Origin of the sequence: Pseudoflavonifractor sp. 524-17, from assembly GCF_009935845.1 — a bacterium.
Lineage (GTDB): Bacteria > Bacillota > Clostridia > Oscillospirales > Oscillospiraceae > Pseudoflavonifractor_A.
On sequence record NZ_QWEK01000009.1, the window covers coordinates 61,157 to 80,722 of the forward strand.

Consider the following 19,566-nt stretch of genomic DNA (forward strand, 5'->3'; position numbering starts at 1 on the left):
CCAAAAATGTAAAATAATGGTTAATATAGAGCTGTACCCAGCCTGTCCCATCGGGACGGGCGCGCCTTGGTTAGATAGAAAAGGAGTGCAGCTCAATGCAAAAGACAAACAATCTTCAGGACCTTTTTCTGCTCCGTGCCCGGAACAGCCGCGCCAATGTTACCGTATTTCTTATGAACGGCTACCAGATCCGGGGGCAGATCACCGGATTTGACGCCTTTGTAGTGGTAGTCAGCAGCGACGGCAGGCAGCAAGTGATCTATAAGCACGCCATCTCCACCGTCATTCCCGAGCGGCCGGTAGATCTGCGGCCCGATCCGCCCAGAGAGCAGCCGTCCTGAGCCGTGCCCCGCCGGGGGCGGAGGAATCCATGAAACAGGGCCCCGTATTCAACCGAATTATGATGCTGACGGTCTTTCTGGCCATTGTGCTCTACCTGGGCGTTTACGCCTGGCGGGGGATTACGGACCCCTACGCCACCGTCACCGCCTACTATGTGGAGGTCAGCGACACCATTGCGGCCACTGGCTTTCTCGCCCGGCAGGAGGAGGTCATTCTGGGCGGCGGGGGACAGATGGACCTGCTCTTTGACGAGGGGGAAAAGGTGGCCAAGGGCCAGTCCGTGGCAGTGATATATGCCAGCACGGCTGCCGCCGGCCGGCGGGAGGAGCTGCGCGCCCTGGAGGCGGAGCGGGATCAGCTGGACTACGTGCTGAACAGCCAGGATGACAGCCACAGCAGCGCCCGCCTCAGCGGCGAGATTATCTCTGCCATGGCCGGCCTGCACTCCTGCGTGGCGTCGGAGGACTTTACCCGGCTGGAGGAGAAGACCATGCAGCTCAAGAGCCTGGTCTACCAGCGGGCCGGGGCCTACGGCGGCTACAGCGACCGCGCCGCCCTCCAGGCCCAGATCCAGGGGCTGGATACCCAGATCTCCGCCCTGCGCAGCGCGTCCGCCCAGGATACCACCCGCATCACCGCGGCCAAGTCCGGCATCTTCTCCGGCCTGGTGGACGGCTATGAAACCCTGCTTGATCCGGAGGGGCTGGAGCGGCTCACGCCCAAAGACCTGGACCAGCTGGAGCGGGCGGACCCCATTCCCCAGGCAGGGGCCGCCGGTAAGCTGATTACCAGCAACACCTGGTACTTTATCTGCCCCCTGACGGAGCGGGAGGCCGCCAAGCTGGAGCAGGGGGACCGGGTGAGCGTCCGTTTCTCCCGGGACTGGTCGGGAGAGGTGGAGATGACGGTACACTACATCGGCGCGGTGCAGACCGGCCGCGTCACGGTCATTTTGTCCTCCACCCGCTTTCTGTCCAACATCACCCTGCTGCGCCAGCAGAGCGTGGAGCTGCTGTTCGGCAGCACCAGCGGCATCCAGGTGCCCACAAACGCCGTCCGGGTGCGGAGTGAAACCGTCACCGACGAGAAGACCGGCCAGGAGACCCAGGTCAACATTGCCGGGGTTTATGTCCAGGTGGGGGCGGAGTCAGAGTTCAAGCCGGTGGAGATTCTCGCCCAGGAGGAGGACTTCTGCATCGTCGCCTCTGTGGACGCCCAGTCCGACAACGACAACGTGGCCAAAAAGGCCCTGCGTCCCGGAGACCAGATCATCGTCGCGGGGAAGGACCTTTTTGACGGAAAGGTGATTCAGTAGCGCACATAGAGAAAAAGAGGTGCTTTTATCATGGCATTGGCAGAAAACATCCAAGCGGTAAAAGATCGCATGGCCGCCGCCGCCCAGGAGGCAGGGCGGGAGGCGTCGTCAGTGACGCTGGTGGCGGCCACCAAGGTACAGACCTCCGATACCATCCGCGCGGCTATTGCCGCGGGGATTACCGTATGCGGCGAGAACCGGGTGCAGGAGATGACCGCCCACTTGGCGGACAACGCCTATGAGGGGGCGGCCCTCCACTTTATCGGCCACCTCCAGACCAACAAGGTGAAGTTTGTGGTGGGAAGGGCCGGCCTGATTGAGTCGGTGGGTTCCCTGCGCCTGCTGGAGGCCATTGAGGCCCAGGCCGCCAAGCTGGACCTGGTTCAGGATATCCTCATTGAGGTGAATATCGGCGGGGAGGAGAGCAAGAGCGGCGTACCCGCAGAGGAGCTGTTCCCCTTGGCCGAGCGGGCCCTGCTGCTGCCCCATATCCGCCTGCGGGGCCTGATGGCCATTCCCCCCGCGGCGGAAGAGATTCACGGCAGCCGCCCTTTTTTTGCGAAAATGCGTCGACTTTTTGTTGACATAAAGGACAAGATGAACGATAATAAGACTATTATGGACTATCTGTCTATGGGCATGAGCCAAGATTATGAGGACGCCATCCGGGAAGGAGCTACCTTGGTCCGGGTGGGGACCGCTCTCTTTGGCCCGCGTCCTCCCATCCGCCGGCCAGATACGCCGTAATACCGGCAGAGTAGGACCTGCGCCGCAACTGAAGTCTGCCCAATATCCCGTGGAATATCCTGGGATATGGAACAGATTCTTACGATTTTGCGCGAGCAAGGAGAGATTATTATGGGATTTATCGACGAATTGAAACGCCTGGCTCGCCCCTATGAGGACGAGGACGATATGGATGATTTTGAGGACGACTACGATGCCCCCACCCCCCGGGGGGAGCGCTCTGACTTTCCGGAGCGGCGCGCCGTGCCCAAAAAGGACTACAGCTCCTTCGGCATGGAACCGGAGCGGCGGAACAATAAAGTGGTAAATATCCACACCACCACCCAGCTTCAGGTGGTACTGGTCAAGCCAGACCGCTTTGAGAACGCGGCGGAGATCGCCGACCACCTGAGAGAGAAGCGCACCGTTGTGCTCAATCTGGAGCAGACCAACAAGGACATCGCCCGCCGCCTGCTGGACTTCCTGTCCGGCGTGGCCTACGCCAACGAGGGCAAGATCAAAAAAGTGGCCTTGTCTACCTACATCATCACCCCCTATAATGTGGATATCCTGGGGGATCTGATTGACGAGCTGGAGAACAACGGGCTCTATTTCTAAGCCCTGCTGGATCGGATTCATAACCGGGGAACGCGGGAGAGCGCTCAGCGGTTGTGAATACAGATTCGGAATGTCCGTTCGCGTCAATCCAACCGCGCCGCCCGACAGTGTGAGAAATGGGGGATCGGATCTTTATGATGACACCGCAGGAGGTCTCCGAGCACGTCTTTGACAAGGCGTCCTTCGGCGGCTACAATATGGCAATGGTGGACGAATTTCTGGATGCGCTCACCGAAGACTATACCACGCTTTACAAAGAGAACACCGTCCTGAAGAGCAAGATGAAGGTGCTGGTGGACAAGGTGGAGGAGTACCGCTCTACCGAGGACGCCATGCGCAAGGCGCTGCTCACCGCCCAGCGCCTTGCCGACGATATGGTGGCAGAGGCCCAGTCCAAGCGGGACGAGCTCATCCGCTCCGCGGAGAGCGAGGCGGTGGAGCGCCATAAGCAGCTGATGCAGGACATCGCCAGCGAGGAGCTGCGCCTCACCGCCGCCCGGCAGAGCACGTCTGAGTATCTCAGCCAGCTCAAGCAGCTGTGCCAGCACGAGATGGAGTACCTCAGCGGCCTGGGGCACCTGGCCGCGCCCTCCCCCCAGGAGGAGGCGGCCCAGGCCATTGAGCACGCCGTGAGCGAGGCGGTCCGCGCCCAGGAGCCGCCCCGTCCGCCCGCCGCGCCCAAGGAGGACGGCGGCCGGGACAGCCTGTACGCTGAGCTTATCGGGCTGAGCACCCCGCCGGCGGCGCCCCAGCCGGAGCCCCCCGCCCCAGCGGTCAAGCCCCCGCCGCCCCCCCAGGAAGAGGAGGATATGGATAGCTCCCCTACCAAGCGGATTGACTTTTCCAACCTGCAGTTCGGCAAGGATTACGAGATCAAATAGATCCCGCCCGCCAATAACAGATTTTTCGAGAGGAGGGGAGTGCATGGTTACAGGCGCCTGCCTTGTCTGTGGAAAGCCCCTGTGCTACTACGAGCAGGAGCGGGAGATGACCTGTGCGGCCTGCGGACAGGCCTTCCTGAGCCGGGCCAGCTGTGAGGACGGACACTACATCTGCGATGATTGCCACGCCCGGCAGGGTGTGGAGGCCATTATGGCCTATTGCCGGGCCAGCGCATCCCGAAACCCCGTTTTTATGGTGCAGGAGATGATGGACCACCCCGCCATTTATATGCACGGCAACGAGCACCATATTATGGTGGGCGCGGCCTTGATTGCCGCATACCGCAGCGCCGGAGGAGAGGTGGAGCTTCTCCCCGCCCTGGCGGAGATGCGGGCCCGGGGGAGCCAGTGCCCCGGGGGGACCTGCGGCTTCTGGGGCTGCTGCGGCGCGGCGGTGAGCGCGGGGATGTTTTACAGCATTGTCACGAAAACCACCCCGCTGTCGGGAAAGACCTGGGGAGAGGGGAACCTGCTTACGGCCAAGGCCCTGGAGGCCATCGGGACCATCGGCGGCCCCCGCTGCTGCAAGCGCAACGCTTTTACTGCCATCCGCGCCGCAGTGGAATTCACGGCGGAGCGCCGGGGCGTCTCCATGGAGCTGCCGGAGCGGATTGTGTGCCGCCATTTCCAGGGAAACCAGCAGTGCCTGAGACACCGCTGCCCCTATTACCCCGCCGGCCGGTAACGTTTGCAGGCAGTTCTCTCTGGAGGGGAATCATTAAACCGGCGGAATATGCAGCTGATCAAAAAAGCGGCCTGTCTGGCAACTGCCAGACAGGCCGCTTGGCGCAGTCGGAGGGGCGCGCCGCAGGCGCGGCGGCGTCTTACGCCACCATAAAAAGATTTTTAAATCTTTTTATCAAGAAATAGGATTAAAGCCGTTGCTTGCGCAGCAGGCGGATGTCCTCGCCATAGAAGGGGAGGACCCGGTACTCTCCCTCCAGACGGGAGGCGGTCTGGCCGGAATAGCGCCGGCGGACCTCGTCCATGGACAGGTTGGAGGAGATGATGGTGCGGCGCTGGGCGGCCAGCCGGGCGTTGACCAGCGTATAGAGCGCGGACTGGACAAAGGGGGTGGTCATCTCGCTGCCCAGGTCGTCCAGAATGAGCAGATCGCAGTGGAGGTAGCGCCGGGTCTCATCCCGGGCGTCCTGGAGTCCGGGGGTATCCCGGGAGAATTTCTGGGTCTCGAACTGGGCGAAGATATTCACCGCGGTGTCGTACACCACAGAGTAGCCCCGCTCCGCCACCATACGGGCCGTGCAGGCGGACAGGAAAGTTTTGCCCAGGCCGGGGGCACCGGTGAGAAAGAGGTTTGGGTAGAGAAAATTGGGGAAGCGGCTGGCGTAGTTGTAGCACACATCCCGGATAAACTCCATGCGCTCCCGGGGGGTCTCAGTCTCCCCCGGCCAGGGGCGGTCGCTGTAGTAGTCCAGGGAGAAGGACTCAAAGGACTGCCCCCCCAGATCCAGCAGCTTGGACAGCTCGCCAATCTGCTCCTGGGTACACAGCTCCTTGAGGCAGGTACACATCTGGGCGCCGATCCAGCCCCTGTCCCCGCACTTGGGGCAGAAGGGGGTGTCATCCAGCGCGTCGGCGGGGTAGCCGTTCTGGCGCAGAAGCTGGGCCAGCTGAAGCTGAAGGGACTGGCTGCGGGCCTTTACCTCCTGGATGGCGGGGGCGGGGTCGTCCCCGGCACGCAGGGCGGCGGCAATCACCCCGGCGGCGGTGCGCCGCAGGGCCCGGTCCAGCTGGTCCGCCTGGGGCAGGGTCTGGCAGATATGGGCCCGGGTGCGGGCCTGCTCCCGCTCCCGCCGGGCCCGCCGCTCCTCCAGGCGCTGGATGGCCCGGCGGAGCACTGTGGAACTGTATGCCATAGCTTATTCCTCTCCCTTCTGCTGGAGCTGACGGCCCTCCCGGAGGGCGGCGCGCATCCGGGCCAGATCCTCCCGCACCCGGCGGTCGGCCTCTCCAGGGGGGGCGGGCATGGGCCGGGGGGCGTTGGAGACGCTCCCCTGGGGCCGGCTGGAGTCCCCCGCCTGGACCGCGGCCACGGTGTGCAGCCCCTTCTGATGCCAGCTTTTCAAAATTGAGTTCATATAGGGCCAGTTCATCGACTGCTTTTGCAGCACGGTGCGCTCGTAAGCCAGACGGATGGCCTCGTCCTCAAACCCCATCTCCAACCAGGCGGCGATATACCGGCGCTCCGCCTCCACTGGCGCCCGATCCCGGATGCCCAGCAGGGGGAGAATGGCGCCGGTGCGCTTGCGCAGGGCGGAGAGCTTTTTCAGATGGGCCTCGGCGGCCTCGGTGGTGTCAATGCCATGGCGGTGCCAGGCAAAGCCCTCCTTGCGGATCTGGGACAGCTTAGGCTTGCGGCCGGGGCCGTATTTGGACTCCATCTCCTCCACGCACCAGCTCACCAGCAGCATGATTACCTCCGCCGGGAGCGCCAGATAGTCGTAGAGCAGATAGAGCATCTTCAGATCGGCGGTGGACAGCAGCTTGCCCAGCCGCCGCTGCACCTCTCCCACCAGGGCGGGGAAGGGGGAGGACTTGTCCTCCAGCTCACGGGTCAGGTCGGCGGCGGTGTACTCCGGAGGCTCCGCCGGTTCCGGTCGGGGGGGCGGGGCGGAGACCGCTGCCCGGTCCGCCAGGCCCAGCCCCGCCAGGGCGTCAAAGGCGGCCTCCACCCGGCCGGGGGGCCACTTCAGGGCGCGGGCGGCGGCGCTTACCTCCAATGCGCCCCCGCGGCGCAGCAGAAAGAGATAGAGCAATGCGGCGTCCCCGCTGCCGGCGGCCACCAGCCGGTCCGCCGTCTGGGCAGTGAGAGAGAGGATCTGACCGGGGAAGAGCAGCCTGTCAGGCAAGGAAACCACCTCCGCTTTTTCGTGTTCTCCTAATCATATCACGAAACACGCCGGCGTTCAATGGCCCCATCGCCTGCCCACGGCGTTCTGAATCGGCGGATACGGTGCCACTCCTCCAGATGTGGGCGCCTAACGGATTCGCCCAACTTTGCGTTTGTTACGGGAGGGCGTTTCCATTATTTTATTCGCTGAGCTCTTCTTCCAGCTTCCGCCGGAACCATTCGGTCCGGCCTTCGCCCCTCTGGGCCAGCTTTTTATCAAGGGCCTCCGCTTTGTCCCGGTCTACCAGAAAGACCAGCTGCTTTTTCACCTTTCGAAGCTCCCGAAAATGCTCAGCGCGGCTTTTATTGGGCACGAATTCGCCCCCTTTCTGTTGTTAGCAATTTATCATACTGTTAACAACAAGCCAATGATTTTGTTAGATAACCCGTGTGCGGCGGGTTCCAGCTCTGCCGCCGCAGTTCCCGGCACAGAGGAAAATCCCGCCCGCCCCCTGGAAATGGACACATAAATTTCACAAAGCAGGGGGTGAAAAATTCACAGGTAGGTATTTGTGTTTCCTGGGATTCATGGTATAATAGCCCCATAGTGGCTATGATACCATATAAAATGCAGATGGTATCATAACCGCACAGCAATTTTTCATATGCAGCATAACAGCCGCCGGCGCGGGGCGCTTGGCGGCGTTTGAGATAGGCAGTCTGAAACGTAAGAGGGGCGGGGAAGGCACGATGAGGAAAAATATCGCAGTGACAATCGCGGGACAGGAGTATACCTTGGTGGCTTCGGAGGAGGAGCGCTATATCCGCAAGGTGGCCGCCCACGTGGACGAAAAGGTGCAGGAGGTCCAGGAGGGGGGCAAGGTGTCCCTGATCAACAGCACCATCCTGGCCGCCATCAATATTGCGGACGAGTACTACAAGGAGCTGGAGAGTACGGAGAACCTGCGCCGCCAGCTCAAGGACGCGCTGGAGGAGGCGGCGAAGCTGAAAAGCGAGCTGTCCGAGGCCAAGCGGGAGATCTTCAAGCTGGAGAATAGGAAATAACAAGACCGCGCCAACGCCAGGAGGAATTATGCTGGAGCTACTCTCCCCCGCCGGCTCTGTGGAGGCGGTGCGCGCCGCCGTGCAGAACGGGGCGGACGCCGTCTACCTAGGGTATGGCGACTTCAACGCCCGCCGCAACGCGAAAAACTTTACCCGGGAGGAGTTTGCGGCGGCGGTTTCTTACTGCCATCTCCGGGGGTGCAGGGTCTACCTCACCCTGAATACCCTGCTCACCGACCGGGAGCTGCCCGCCGCGGCCCGGTGCGCCGCCCAGGCCAGCGAGCTGGGGGTGGACGCGGTGCTGGTGCAGGACCTGGGGGTGGTGCGTATGCTGGGGCAGGTGTGCCCCGACCTGCCGGTCCACGCCTCCACCCAGATGACGGTACACAGTCTGGACGGGGTGAAGCAGCTGGCGGATCTGGGCATGACCCGGGCGGTGCTCTCCCGGGAGCTGTCCCGGGACGCCATCGCCTTTATCTGCGCCCGCTCCCCCATTGAAATTGAGGTGTTCGGACACGGGGCGCTGTGCATGTGCTACTCGGGGCAGTGCTTTTTCTCCAGCGTCATCGGCGGGCGCAGCGGCAACCGGGGCCTGTGCGCCCAGCCCTGCCGCCTGAACTACGGCTGGAACGGCCGGGGAGACGGACACCCCCTGTCCCTAAAGGATATGTCCCTGGCGGGGCACCTGCGGGAGCTGGAGGAGATGGGGGTGGCCTGCCTGAAGCTGGAGGGCCGGATGAAACGGCCGGAATATGTGGCCATCGTGACCCGGGTATATGCCGCCGCCATCCGGGAGAGGCGGGAACCCACTGCCGGAGAGGTGCAGGCGCTCACCGGCGCGTTCTCCCGCCAGGGGTTTACGGACGGCTACTTTATGGACCAGAAGACCCCGGCCATGTTCGGCGTGCGGGAGGAGCAGGCGGAACCCAAGGCCCTCTTCGCCCAGGCCCGGCAGAGCTACGAGCGGGGGGAGGCCCAGCGGGTGCCGGTGGCCTTCACCGCCCAGGTGCGCCGGGGGGCGCCCATCCGCCTGGAGGCGCGGGACGGCCAGGGGCACGCCGCTTGCGCGGAGGGGCCCGTGCCGGAGGAGGCCCGCACCCGCGCGGTGGGGCCGGAGGAGGTCAAAAGGCAGCTCTCCCGTACCGGCGGCACCCCCTTTTTCTGCGCCGCGGCGGATATCGCGGCGGAGGAGGGGCTGAGCGTTCCCGCCGCCGCCCTGAACGCCCTGCGGCGGGAGGCGTTGGAAAAACTGTCCGATCTGCGCCTTGCGCCGCCGGCGCGCCGCCGGGGGGCGTTTTGCCCGGGACCGCGGCGGGAAAACCGGCGGGAGGGGCCGGCGCTTACCTTGTCGGTGTGCCGGGCCGGGCAGATCACCCCGGCGCTGCTGGCGCTGAAGCCGGCGCTGGTGTACGTGCCGGTGGAGGAGCTGGCCGCCCACCCGGAGCTGGCGGGGACCGGTCCTCTGGCGGCGATTCTGCCCCGGGTGGCCTGGGACCGGGAGCAGGACGGCCTGATAAAGCAGCTGGAGCGGGTCCGGGCCATGGGGATTGCCGACGCGCTGATCGGAAATCTGGGAATGCTGTCCCTGGCCCGGGAAATGGAGTTTGTCCCCCGGGGGGACTACGGCCTGGGGGTGTATAACTCCCTGGGGCTGGAGGCGCTGCGGACCCTGGGCCTGCGCTCGGCAACGGTGTCCTTCGAGCTGCGGCTGGCCCAGATCCGGGACCTGTCCAAGGCGGTGGACACCGAGCTCATCGCCTACGGCCGCCTGCCCTTGATGCTGACGGAGCACTGCCTGCTGCGCAGCCGCGACGGCGGCGTGTGCCGCCGTTCCTGTGAGGCGGGGGAAAATACCCTCACCGACCGGCGGGGCGCCCCGTTCCCCGTGGCGCGGGCCTACGGCTGCCGGAATGAGATTTTGAACTCCCGGCCCCTGTATCTGGCAGACAGAGGGGCAGATTACCGCCGGATCGGAGTATGGGCCCAGCGGCTGATGTTTACCATAGAGTCCCCGGAAGCGTGCGTCCGGGTGACAGAGCGGTATTTGGGACAAAATAACTGGGAGCCGGAGGAATACACCCGGGGGCTGTACTACCGGGAGGTAGAATAACCAGAACATAATGGAGAGAAGCCGATGAAATTAAAGATAAAAGCCATGTCCCCCAAGATGGGAAACGAGATTCCGCTCCCCTTTTACGCCAGCCCCGGGGCGGCGGCCATGGATCTGTGCGCCTGTATGGATGAGGCGGTGACCATCGCCCCTGGGGAGATTGTCAGCCTGCCTGCGGGGGTGGCCATCGCCCTGCCCTCGGCGGAGTACGCGGCTCTGGTCTTCGCCCGGTCGGGGCTGGGGATCAAGCACGGCATCGCCCTGGCCAACGGGGTGGGGGTTATTGACAGCGACTACCGGGGGGAGATCCGGGTGGGGCTGGTGAACCAGTCCAGGCAGCCCTATACCGTGCAGCCCGGGGACCGGATCGCCCAGCTGGCGGTGGTGCCGGTGGTGCAGGCGGCGCTGGAGGTGGCGGACACCCTGGAGGACACGGACCGGGGAGACGGCGGCTTCGGCTCCACCGGGCGGTAACAGACGCGGGAGGTTTGTATGGAACTGATTTTGGCGTCCCAGTCGCCCCGGCGGCGGGAGCTTTTGGAGCGCATGGGGATCAGGCCCTTCCGGGTCTGCTCCCCCGGCGTGGATGAGGATCTGGGGGAGGAGCTGCCCCCGGCGGAGCTGGTTTGCCGGCTGTCAACGCGCAAGGCGGAGGCGGTGCAGGCCAAGGCGGGGCCGGACGCGCTGATCATCGCCGCCGATACGGTGGTGGCCCTGGACGGGGCCATCCTGGGCAAGCCCAGGGACGAGCGGGAGGCATTTAAAATGCTGTCCGCCCTGTCCGGGTGCCGGCACCAGGTGTACACCGGGGTGACGGTGCTGTGGGGCAGCCGGCGCCGCACGGAGCATGAGGTCACCGACGTGACCTTCCGCGCCCTGGAGGAGGGGGAGATTGAGGACTACATCTCCACCAAAGAGCCCATGGACAAGGCGGGGGCCTACGGCATCCAGGGCCTTGGGGCCCTCTTTGTAGAGGGCATTCAGGGGGACTATTACAACGTAATGGGCCTGCCGGTGTGCCGGCTGGGCCGGATGCTGGACGGGCTGGGGCTGCACTGTATGCGCCGGGCCGCGGGCAGAGGATAATTATGAAAGCCGCAAGGGGACAGGAGGCGGGAAATGAAGGACTTTCTGCGGGACAACGGGGGCCTGCTTTTGATTATCGCGGTGCTGCTGGCGCTGATTGTGGCGGTGACCTCCGCCCTGCTCAAGGGGGTGGCGGACCCGCTGTCCAACCTGACCAACCTGATCACCACCCCCATTCGCGACGGGGTGAGCGCGGTGGCCAGCTGGGGAGAGAACTGGTACACCGACCTCTTCCGCCAGGATGAGACCCGGGCGGAGCTGGAGGAGCTGAGGCGGATGTACGCCGACCTGGAGGAGAAGTACCGGGACGCCCAGCAGGCGCTGGAGGAGAATGTCAGTCTGCGCAATCTGCTGGGCCTGGCCCAGCAGCGGCGGGATCTGGATCTGGAGTCCGCTGTGGTTACCGCCCACGGCACGTCCAACTGGGACTCCACCCTCACCATCAGCAAGGGATCGGACGCCGGCGTGGCCCTAGGGGACTGCGTGATCGACGAGTACGGCTACCTGGTGGGGGTGATTGACGAGCTGGGCTCCAACTGGTCGGTAGTAATGACGGTGGTGGACTCCGACCTGGAGATGGGCGGCCTCATCGCCCGCACCGACGGCACCGCCATTCTGGAGGGGGATTTTACCCTGATGGAGCAGGGGCGGCTCAAGCTGTCCTATCTGCCGGAAAACAGCGAGCTCATGGCAGGGGATCAGGTGCTCACCTCCGGGCTGAGCGGCATATATCCCGCCCGGCTGGTGGTGGGCCATGTGGAAGAGGTGCGCACCGAGGCCTCCGGCATGACCCGGTACGCCGTAATCGCCCCAGAGACCGACCTGAACGGGTTAAAGCAGGTTTTTGTGATCAAAAGCTTTGATATTGTGGAGTAGGGCAGGGGGTATGCGGAGTTGACCCGCCATGATTCTATGGTAAAATGGGGCGTATACGCCCTGGCCCTTGTGCCGGTTTGGTTTTTAGAGGGCCTGATTCTCTCGCGGTGGCGTATCTTTGGCCTGACGCCCATGCTGCTGCCCCTGGCGGCGGCGGCGGTGGCTGTGCTGGAGGGGACGGTGGGAGGCGCCGGCTTCGGCGTGGCGGTGGGCCTGCTGTCCACCGTGGTCTACCACGGGAACAATGCCTGGATGATCGTCTACCTGGCCCTGGCGGGGCTGGGGGCGGGGCTGCTGACCCAGTATTTCCTGCGCCAGGATCTGCTGGGCTGCCTGGTGTGCGCCCTGCTGACGCTGGCGGGGCTGGACGGAGTGCGCATGATCCTTTGGATGGTAGGGGGGCGGGCCCCCCTGGACGCGATGCTCCGCCTGGCGGGACGGGAGATCGGCGTGTCCATGCTCTTCGCGGCCCCGGTGTATCTGCTGTTCCGGTGGGTCTTCCGCCGGGTCCCCAAAAGCACCCACTTTTAGATCGAGGACAGTCAAGCTATGGATAGTAAGCAATTTCACGCGCGGCTCTACGGGGTGACGGTGATCATGGCCGCCCTGTTTTTGCTCTTCTTCGGGGTGCTGTACAACCTGCAAATTGTCAACGGCGCCACCTACCGGGAGCGCTCCGCCAAGCGGATCGCCCGGGTGGAGACGGTGGAGGCCAGCCGGGGGGAGCTTCTGGACTGCAACGGCCGGGTGCTGGTGTCCAACCGGGCCACCTATCAGGTGACGCTGGATGTCAGCATGCTGGGAACGCCCAAGGAGCGTAACGCCACCTTGCTGCAGCTGCTGGAGGTGTGCCGCAGGGAGGGAGTCGTCTGGGCGGACACGCTGCCCATCTCCCGCTCCGCCCCCTATGTCTACACCCTGGGGGAGAGCAGCGCCCCCGCCCGGCGCAACTTCGCCCAGCTGGTGGAGGCTATGAACTGGAGCAAGGCGGCGGCCCCCGGCCTGGCTCAGCTGGAGCAGATGGATCCCGGAATGGGAGAAGGGACAGACGCGCCGGCGGACGCGGCGCCGGCGGGCGTCTTCCAGAGTGTCCGGGACTGGTCCGGCAAGGCGGCGGCCAGCGCCGTCCGGCCGGGGACGGCGGCGCCGGCGGACGCGCTGCTGGACGCCATGGGGACCTTTTTCGAGCTGGAGGACACCCTCTCCCCCCAGGAGGTGCGGGACGTGGTGGGGGTGCTGTACGAGCTGCGCCTGCGCAGCAGGGATATCTCCCGCACCGCCTATATCTTCGCCCAGGATGTGGACATCCGCTTTATCACCGCGGTGAAGGAGCTGGGCCTGAAAGGGGTGAAGATCGAAGCCACCACGGTCCGCCAGTATGAGACCACCTATCTGGCCCATATTCTGGGCCGGGTGGGCCCCATCGACGCGGAGGGGTGGGAGGCCTACTACCGGGACGCGGGGTACGATATGGACGACACCGTGGGCCGGGACGGACTGGAGCTGGCCTTTGAGGACTACCTCCGGGGCGTGGCCGGGGAGCGGATTGTGGAGACCAACGCCAACGGCAAGGTAGTCAGCGAGACGTGGAGCGTGGACAGCCAGACCGGTGAAATTCTGGCCCCCCAGCCGGGGAACCACGTGGTCACCACGGTGGACCAGCGGCTTCAGGAGGTGCTGGAGCGCTCCCTGGCCGCCCGGGTACCGAGCCTGTCGGAGGAGGTAAAGGGCGCCGCCGGGGTGGTGATCGACATGAAAGGCGGGGTGAAGGCCATGGCCTCCTATCCCACATTTGACCTCACCCGGCTGTACACCGACACCGCCTACTATAACGAAGTGAGCCAGGACCCCCTGAGCCCCCTGCTCAACCGGGCCACCCACGGGCTGTACTCCCCCGGCTCTACCTTCAAGATGATCGTAGGGGTGGCCGCCCTTCAGGAGGGGCTGACCACGCCGGAGGAGCGCATTCAGGACACCGGCCGCTTCCAGTACCCCAAAGGGGAGAAGTACCCCTATGGCGACTACCACCCCGCCTGCTGGTACTATCTCCAGTACCGGGGGAACCACGGCCGGGTAACCGTGGGGGAGGCCATCAAGGACTCGTGCAACATCTTCTTCTTTACCCTGGGGGACCGGCTGGGCATCGACCTGATCGACGACTACGCCGCCCGGTTCGGCCTGGGCCGGCCCACCGGCATTGAGATCGGGGAGAAGACCGGAATGGTGGCCGGGCCGGAGACCAGCCAGCGGCTGAACCAGACCTGGTACGGCGGCAACCTCCTCTCCGCCGCCATCGGACAGGGCAATACCCTGTGTACCCCCCTCCAGCTGGCCAACTATATCGCCGCCTTGGTCAACGGCGGGGATCGATACCCCGCCCACCTCCTCAAGGCGGTGAAGAGCAGCGACTACTCCCAGGTGCTGCTGGAGTATGAGCCCCAGCCCCTGGACTCCATCAACATCAGCCCGGAGAATCTGGAGGCCGTGAAGGAGGGCATGTACCTCATGGCCAACGAGGGCAGCGTGAGAAACTATTTCAAGGATCTGCCGGTGACGGTGGGCGCCAAGACAGGCACCGCCCAGGTGGGTTCGGAGACCGCCAACTCCAACGCCATTTTCGTCTGCTTCGCCCCCTATGAGGATCCGGAGATCGCCATCGCCCTGGTGGCGGAGCAGGGCGGCTCCGGTACGGACCTGGCCGCCGTGGCGGCGGACGTGCTGTCAGTCTACTTCAGCGAGGAGCAGGTTGAGCAGTCCGTCACCGGCGAGGGGCAGCTCCTGCACTGAGTGCGGCGCATAGAATTCCATCCCGGCGGGAACGGGAACGGACGGGCTGCAAACCCGCCCGGGCCCGGCCCGCGGCAGGGGAAAGTTTTGTGAGAGCAGGGTGAGAGAGAATGAAGGACCCCCAGATTTTTGACCCGAAACAGACCGCGTTCAAGTCGCCCTATGGGGCGGTTCCGTCGGGGACGGCGGTGACCTTCCAGGTCCGGCCCCGCCGTGCCCTGGGATTCTCCCGGGCGGTGCTCACCGCCCGGTTTGAGGGGCGGGAGAACCAAACGGTGGACTGCCCCCTGCTGTGGCAGGGGTTCGAGGGGGCGAAGGACCGCTTCTCCGGCGTGCTGGAGACGGGGGATTATGTGGGCCTGGTGTGGTACTCCATCCGGCTGGAGCGGCTGGACGGAGCCTGCGCCGAGCTGGGAGAGTACCAGCTCACCGTCTACGACGGCAGCGAGGAGGTGCCCGGCTGGTTCGGCGAAGGGGTGACCTATCAGATCTTCCCCGACCGGTTCCACCGGCTGCGGACGCCCGACCCCGCCGGAATGGTGGGGGGGCGGAGCGTCCACGCCGGCTGGCGGGAGGAGCCGGAGTACCGCCCCGACTCTAACGGCGAGGTGCGCAACCGGGACTTCTTCGGCGGCAGTCTGGCGGGGGTGCGGGAAAAGCTGCCCTATCTCCGCGGGCTGGGGGTGGATACCCTCTACTTCTGCCCCATCTTTGAGGGACCGGAGAACCACCGCTACGGCACCGGGGACTATGAGAAAATCGACCCCATGCTGGGGGATGAGGAGGACTTCCGCGCCCTGTGCCGGCAGGCCCATGACCTGGGAATGCGCATTGTGCTGGACGGGGTGTTCAACCATACCGGCTTCGTCAGCCGGTACTTTAACGGGGACGGCAGCTATCACACCGGCGTCCCGGGGGCGGCCCAGTCCCAGGACAGCCCCTTCTGGCGGTGGTACAGCTTCCACCAGTGGCCCGGACAGTACGACAGCTGGTGGGGCATCTACTCCCTGCCTGCGGTGAACGAGAGCGACCCCACCTATATGGACTACATCATCCGGGGAGAGAACAGCATCATCCGCCGCTGGCTGCGCGCGGGGGCGGACGGCTGGCGGCTGGACGTGGCCGACGAGCTGCCGGACGCCTTTGTCCACGCCGTCCACCAGGCGGTGCGGGAGACCAAGCCGGAGGGCATTGTCATCGGCGAGGTGTGGGAGGACGGCTCCAATAAGGTGGCCTACGGCGTGCGGCGGCACCACATCTGGGGAAAACACTGCGACGGGCTGATGAACTACCCCTTCCGCAACGCGGTGCTGGCCTTTTTGCAGGGGGGAGACGCCCGGCATTTTCAAGAGGCCATGGAGGAGCTGCGGGCCAACTACCCGCCCTTCGCCTACACCAGCGCCATGAACGCCCTGGGCACCCACGACACCCCCCGCATCCTCACCCTGCTGGGGGTGGGCTCGGCCTGTATGGACCAGCCCAAGTCCTGGCGGGCGGAGTACCGCATGACGCAGGAGCAGCTCCGGCGGGGCAAGACGCTGCTCAAGCTGGGGGCGCTGATCCTCTTCGCCTTCCCCGGCTCCCCCACGGTGTACTACGGGGACGAGGCGGGGATGGAGGGTTTTGAGGACCCCTTCAACCGCCGCACCTTCCCCTGGGGGGAGGAGGACCACGCCCTGACAGAGTGGTTTGCCGCCCTGGCCGGGGCCCGGCACCGGTACGCGGCCCTGCGCCGGGGGGAGATCTCCTACCACACCGCCCAGGGCCGGGTGCTGGCCTTCTGGCGTGGGAGCGGGGCGGACGCGGTGCTGGCCGCGGCCAACGCCGGGGCGGAAGAGGCGCAGCTGGCCCTCCCCTGGCCCGCCCGGGACGTGCTCACCGGGGAAGTGTTCCCCCGCCCCGGCAGCCGGGCGCTCACCGCCCATCTGCCCCCCATGAGCGGCCGTCTGCTGGCGCCGCTGAAGCTGCGGCGGGAAGATTGAATACAGAAACACATAACAAAAGCCCGCTGGAAACGTGTTTCCGGCAGGCTTTTGTTATTCAATAGGACCTAGAAGCTGTACCAATCTGGTTGTTGACGCGCTCAGCGGTTCTGCCCCGGGAGGTGGGAGGTTAAGGAGGTGAAAAAATCACCAAGGTTGAGATCTGAATCGCCCACCCCCCAGGGGTTCCCGCCGAGACAAACAAAGACGGTGCAGGATATGACATAACTCACATAGCCCACACCGCATTTATCTAAGACACAAACCCGGAAAATCTCAATCCGCCTCTTGTAAAGGGGCTTCATTTGAGATATAATAGGGCTGGCGCAGCAATGCTGTTGTGTGGGAGGGTGTTTCTCCCGCATAGGGGCGAGGGGTGGTGTGACACCTCTCGTCCTGCCTTTTATTTGCCTCGTACCCTTACTATACCACACTCTTGTACAAGTTTCAAGCAAATTTTTACAAAAACGGCGCGGCAATCTGCCGCGCCGTTTTTGCGCCGGTGAAATCAACGCGGGGCCGCTGGCGCAGATTTTGTTAAAATCCAGCCAGATTCTGGCCCGGTCCAGAGGGATGGAGGGGGTGCATTTGTCCTGCTTGGCGCACAGAACGCCGTGGTACAGATAGGGATAGGCCATAAACGCATCCCCCCAAGGCGGATTTGCTGCCTTATATTATAGATCAGCGATGTGAGATTGCCAGACTTGCAAGACGGCATGGAATTTGCTATAATAAAAGGTAATTTTGATTGAGCTGCTTGTGCCGGAGGGGAGGCGGGCGGAATGAAATATCAGCAGTGGCGCCGGCCCGCCGGCAATCCAGCGGCGCTGGCGGCGCTGGAGCGGGGGGGGATTCCCTACCTGCCGGCGCTGGTTCTGTCGGCCCGGGGCATTACGGAGCCGGAGGAGGCCCGGGTCTTTCTGTCCAGCGGGCGGGAGCGCTTCGGCGACCCCATGCGCCTGAAGGACATGGACCGGGCGGCGGCGCGGATCAGACGGGCCCTGGCGGAGGGAGAGGCCATCGCGGTCTATGGGGACTATGACGTGGACGGGATTACCTCCACCTGCGTGCTCACCCACTATCTCCTCAGCCAGGGGGCCAAGGTGGTGCCCTACATCCCGGACCGGATGGAGGAGGGCTACGGGGTGAGCCTGGGGGCGCTGGATGTGCTCCATGCCCAGGGCGTGACGCTGATCGTAACCGTGGACTGCGGCATCACCGCGGTGGAGGAGACCGCCTACGCCGCCAGTCTGGGCATGGACCTGGTGATCACCGACCACCACGAGTGCAAGGAGGACATTCCTGCGGCGGCGGCGGTGGTGGATCCCTGCCGCGGCGACTGCCCCTATCCCTTCAAGTACCTGGCGGGGGTGGGGGTGGCCCTGAAGCTGGTGCTGGCCCTGGGCGGGCCGGCGGAGCGGGAGCGGCTGCGGGCGGAGTATATGGATCTGGCGGCCATCGGCACGGTGGCCGACGTGATGAATCTGACCGGGGAAAACCGGGCGCTGGTGGCCATGGGCCTGAGCGCCATCCGGCACAGCCGGCGGCCCGGCCTGGCGGCGCTGCTGCGGGAGTCCGGGTTGTCAGACAGGCCCATCACCTCCGCCGCCGTCGGCTACACGCTGGCCCCGCGGATCAACGCCGCGGGACGAATGGGCTGCGCCCAGGTGGCGGTGGAGCTGCTGCTCACCGGCGATCCCGCCCGGGGGGAGGAGCTGGCCCGGCTGCTGTGCGGTCTGAACCGGGAGCGGCAGGCCATTGAGGCGGATATTTTTGCCCAGAGCATCGCCCTGGCGGAGGCCGCGCCGCCTGAGGAGCAAAAGGCCCTGGTCCTGGCGGGGGCGGGCTGGCACCAGGGGGTGGTGGGCATTGTGGCCTCCCGGATGACGGAAAAATACGCCTGCCCTGCCTTTATGATCTGCCTTCAGGACGGACACGGCAAGGGCTCCTGCCGGTCCTTCGGGGGCTTTAACCTCTTTGCCGCCCTGGAGCAGTGCGCCGGCCTGCTGGAGGGCTTCGGCGGCCACGAGCTGGCCGCCGGGTTCACCATTCTGGAGGAAAACATCCCCGCCTTCCGCCGGCGGATGAACCAGCTGGTCTGCCAGCGCACCGGCGGGGAAGAGATGATCTCCGTGCTGGAGATGGACGCGGAGATCGAGGACCCCGGCGTGCTCACCCTGGAGGCGGTGGAGGCCATGGATCTGCTGGAGCCCTACGGCACGGGGAACCCAAAGCCCGTCTTCCTGTTACAGAGCTGCACAGTGGCGGCAGTGCAGGAGGTGGGGGGCGGACGGCACCTGAAGCTGCGCCTGGCGGCGGGGGGACGGCTGTACGACGCTATTTTCTTTGCGGCCAGCGCGGCGGAGACCGGTGTGTGCGTTGGGGACCGGGTGGATGCGGCCTTCTGCCCCCAGATCAATGAATTCCGGGGCTGGCGGTCTGTCCAGCTCCAGATCGAGGATTTACGGCCTGCCCTCACCCGGGCCCAGAGCGAGCAGGCGTTATATGAGCGCTATCTCCGGGGGGAGGCGCTCAGCCCCCAGGAGGCGGCCGCCCTGCTGCCCAGCCGGGAGGAGTTCGTGATGGTGTGGCGCTACCTCAAGGGAAGGGCGGCACCCGGCCCGGTGGAGGAGAGCCCCCGGAAGCTGACCCGCAATCTGTCCCGGAATTTCGGCCGCCGGGCCCCCCTGTCCCGCACGCTGGTGTGCCTGGAGGTCTTTGACGAGCGGGGCCTCATCTCCCTGGAGCGGCGGCAGGACTGCCTGCACATCGCCCTCCAGCCGGTGGAGGGCAAGGTGGACCTGGAACAGTCGGATATTCTGCGCCGCCTGCGCGCCCTGTCCGGGGAGAGCGGGGCGTAGGCACCC

General features: G+C 65.0%; 18 protein-coding genes. 15 read left to right on the plus strand and 3 right to left on the minus strand.

The genetic code is table 11. The features are described from left to right. Window positions 1-95 precede the first annotated feature (95 nt). The 6 genes from hfq to D1159_RS03310 all read left to right on the plus strand — a co-directional run bounded on the left by hfq (window position 96) and on the right by D1159_RS03310 (window position 4,627). A complete protein-coding gene (gene hfq / locus D1159_RS03285) occupies window positions 96-341 on the plus strand; it encodes an RNA chaperone Hfq (RefSeq protein WP_161844271.1) in 246 nt (81 codons plus the stop codon). Between the two features lie 29 nt (window positions 342-370). After that, entirely contained in the window at window positions 371-1,657 is a 1,287-nt protein-coding gene (locus tag D1159_RS03290) for an HlyD family efflux transporter periplasmic adaptor subunit (protein ID WP_161844272.1), read from the plus strand. A gap of 30 nt (window positions 1,658-1,687) precedes the next feature. After that, complete coding sequence (locus D1159_RS03295) at window positions 1,688-2,404, plus strand: YggS family pyridoxal phosphate-dependent enzyme (RefSeq protein ID WP_161844273.1); 717 nt, start codon at window positions 1,688-1,690, stop codon at window positions 2,402-2,404. Window positions 2,405-2,515: 111 nt separating this feature from the next. After that, complete coding sequence (locus D1159_RS03300; RefSeq protein WP_161844274.1) at window positions 2,516-3,001, plus strand: cell division protein SepF; 486 nt, start codon at window positions 2,516-2,518, stop codon at window positions 2,999-3,001. A gap of 134 nt (window positions 3,002-3,135) precedes the next feature. After that, a complete protein-coding gene (locus D1159_RS03305; protein ID WP_161844275.1) occupies window positions 3,136-3,882 on the plus strand; it encodes a DivIVA domain-containing protein in 747 nt (248 codons plus the stop codon). A gap of 43 nt (window positions 3,883-3,925) precedes the next feature. Continuing rightward, on the plus strand, window positions 3,926-4,627 hold the full coding sequence (locus D1159_RS03310) for a DUF5714 domain-containing protein (protein ID WP_161844276.1): 702 nt from the start codon (window positions 3,926-3,928) through the stop codon (window positions 4,625-4,627). A gap of 187 nt (window positions 4,628-4,814) precedes the next feature. Here the strand turns inward: D1159_RS03310 and D1159_RS03315 are convergent, their stop codons facing one another. The 3 genes from D1159_RS03315 to D1159_RS03325 all read right to left on the minus strand — a co-directional run bounded on the left by D1159_RS03315 (window position 4,815) and on the right by D1159_RS03325 (window position 7,167). Next, entirely contained in the window at window positions 4,815-5,819 is a 1,005-nt protein-coding gene (locus tag D1159_RS03315; RefSeq protein WP_161844277.1) for an ATP-binding protein, read from the minus strand. 3 nt (window positions 5,820-5,822) lie between these two features. Further along, window positions 5,823-6,812: a DnaD domain protein gene (locus tag D1159_RS03320; protein WP_202620914.1), complete on the minus strand. Its 990-nt coding sequence runs from the start codon at window positions 6,810-6,812 to the stop codon at window positions 5,823-5,825. Between the two features lie 181 nt (window positions 6,813-6,993). After that, the gene (locus D1159_RS03325) at window positions 6,994-7,167 is read right to left on the minus strand and encodes a hypothetical protein (RefSeq protein WP_161844278.1); all 174 of its coding nucleotides are present in this window, start codon (window positions 7,165-7,167) and stop codon (window positions 6,994-6,996) included. A 376-nt stretch (window positions 7,168-7,543) separates the two neighbouring features. Here D1159_RS03325 and D1159_RS03330 point away from each other — a divergent pair, with 376 nt between their 5' ends. From D1159_RS03330 to recJ, 9 genes are all read left to right on the plus strand, one after another. Then, on the plus strand, window positions 7,544-7,858 hold the full coding sequence (locus D1159_RS03330; protein WP_161844279.1) for a cell division protein ZapA: 315 nt from the start codon (window positions 7,544-7,546) through the stop codon (window positions 7,856-7,858). Window positions 7,859-7,886: 28 nt separating this feature from the next. After that, entirely contained in the window at window positions 7,887-9,968 is a 2,082-nt protein-coding gene (locus D1159_RS03335) for a U32 family peptidase (protein WP_161844280.1), read from the plus strand. A 24-nt stretch (window positions 9,969-9,992) separates the two neighbouring features. Next, window positions 9,993-10,442 carry a dUTP diphosphatase gene (gene dut, locus D1159_RS03340; RefSeq protein ID WP_161844281.1) on the plus strand — a complete coding sequence of 150 codons (450 nt, stop codon included), beginning with the start codon at window positions 9,993-9,995 and terminating at the stop codon, window positions 10,440-10,442. Between the two features lie 18 nt (window positions 10,443-10,460). Beyond that, window positions 10,461-11,054: a Maf family protein gene (locus D1159_RS03345; RefSeq protein WP_161844282.1), complete on the plus strand. Its 594-nt coding sequence runs from the start codon at window positions 10,461-10,463 to the stop codon at window positions 11,052-11,054. A 33-nt stretch (window positions 11,055-11,087) separates the two neighbouring features. After that, a complete protein-coding gene (gene mreC, locus D1159_RS03350; protein ID WP_161844283.1) occupies window positions 11,088-11,930 on the plus strand; it encodes a rod shape-determining protein MreC in 843 nt (280 codons plus the stop codon). 18 nt (window positions 11,931-11,948) lie between these two features. Continuing rightward, window positions 11,949-12,461 (plus strand): rod shape-determining protein MreD, encoded by a 513-nt coding sequence (locus tag D1159_RS03355; RefSeq protein WP_161844284.1) that lies wholly within the window; start codon window positions 11,949-11,951, stop codon window positions 12,459-12,461. A gap of 18 nt (window positions 12,462-12,479) precedes the next feature. After that, on the plus strand, window positions 12,480-14,717 hold the full coding sequence (locus D1159_RS03360; RefSeq protein WP_161844285.1) for a penicillin-binding transpeptidase domain-containing protein: 2,238 nt from the start codon (window positions 12,480-12,482) through the stop codon (window positions 14,715-14,717). 110 nt (window positions 14,718-14,827) lie between these two features. Further along, window positions 14,828-16,699 (plus strand): glycoside hydrolase family 13 protein, encoded by a 1,872-nt coding sequence (locus D1159_RS03365; protein ID WP_161844286.1) that lies wholly within the window; start codon window positions 14,828-14,830, stop codon window positions 16,697-16,699. Between the two features lie 782 nt (window positions 16,700-17,481). Continuing rightward, window positions 17,482-19,560, plus strand: coding sequence for a single-stranded-DNA-specific exonuclease RecJ (gene recJ / locus D1159_RS03370; RefSeq protein WP_161844287.1), 2,079 nt, complete (start codon window positions 17,482-17,484; stop codon window positions 19,558-19,560). The last annotated feature ends 6 nt before the right edge of the window (window positions 19,561-19,566 follow it).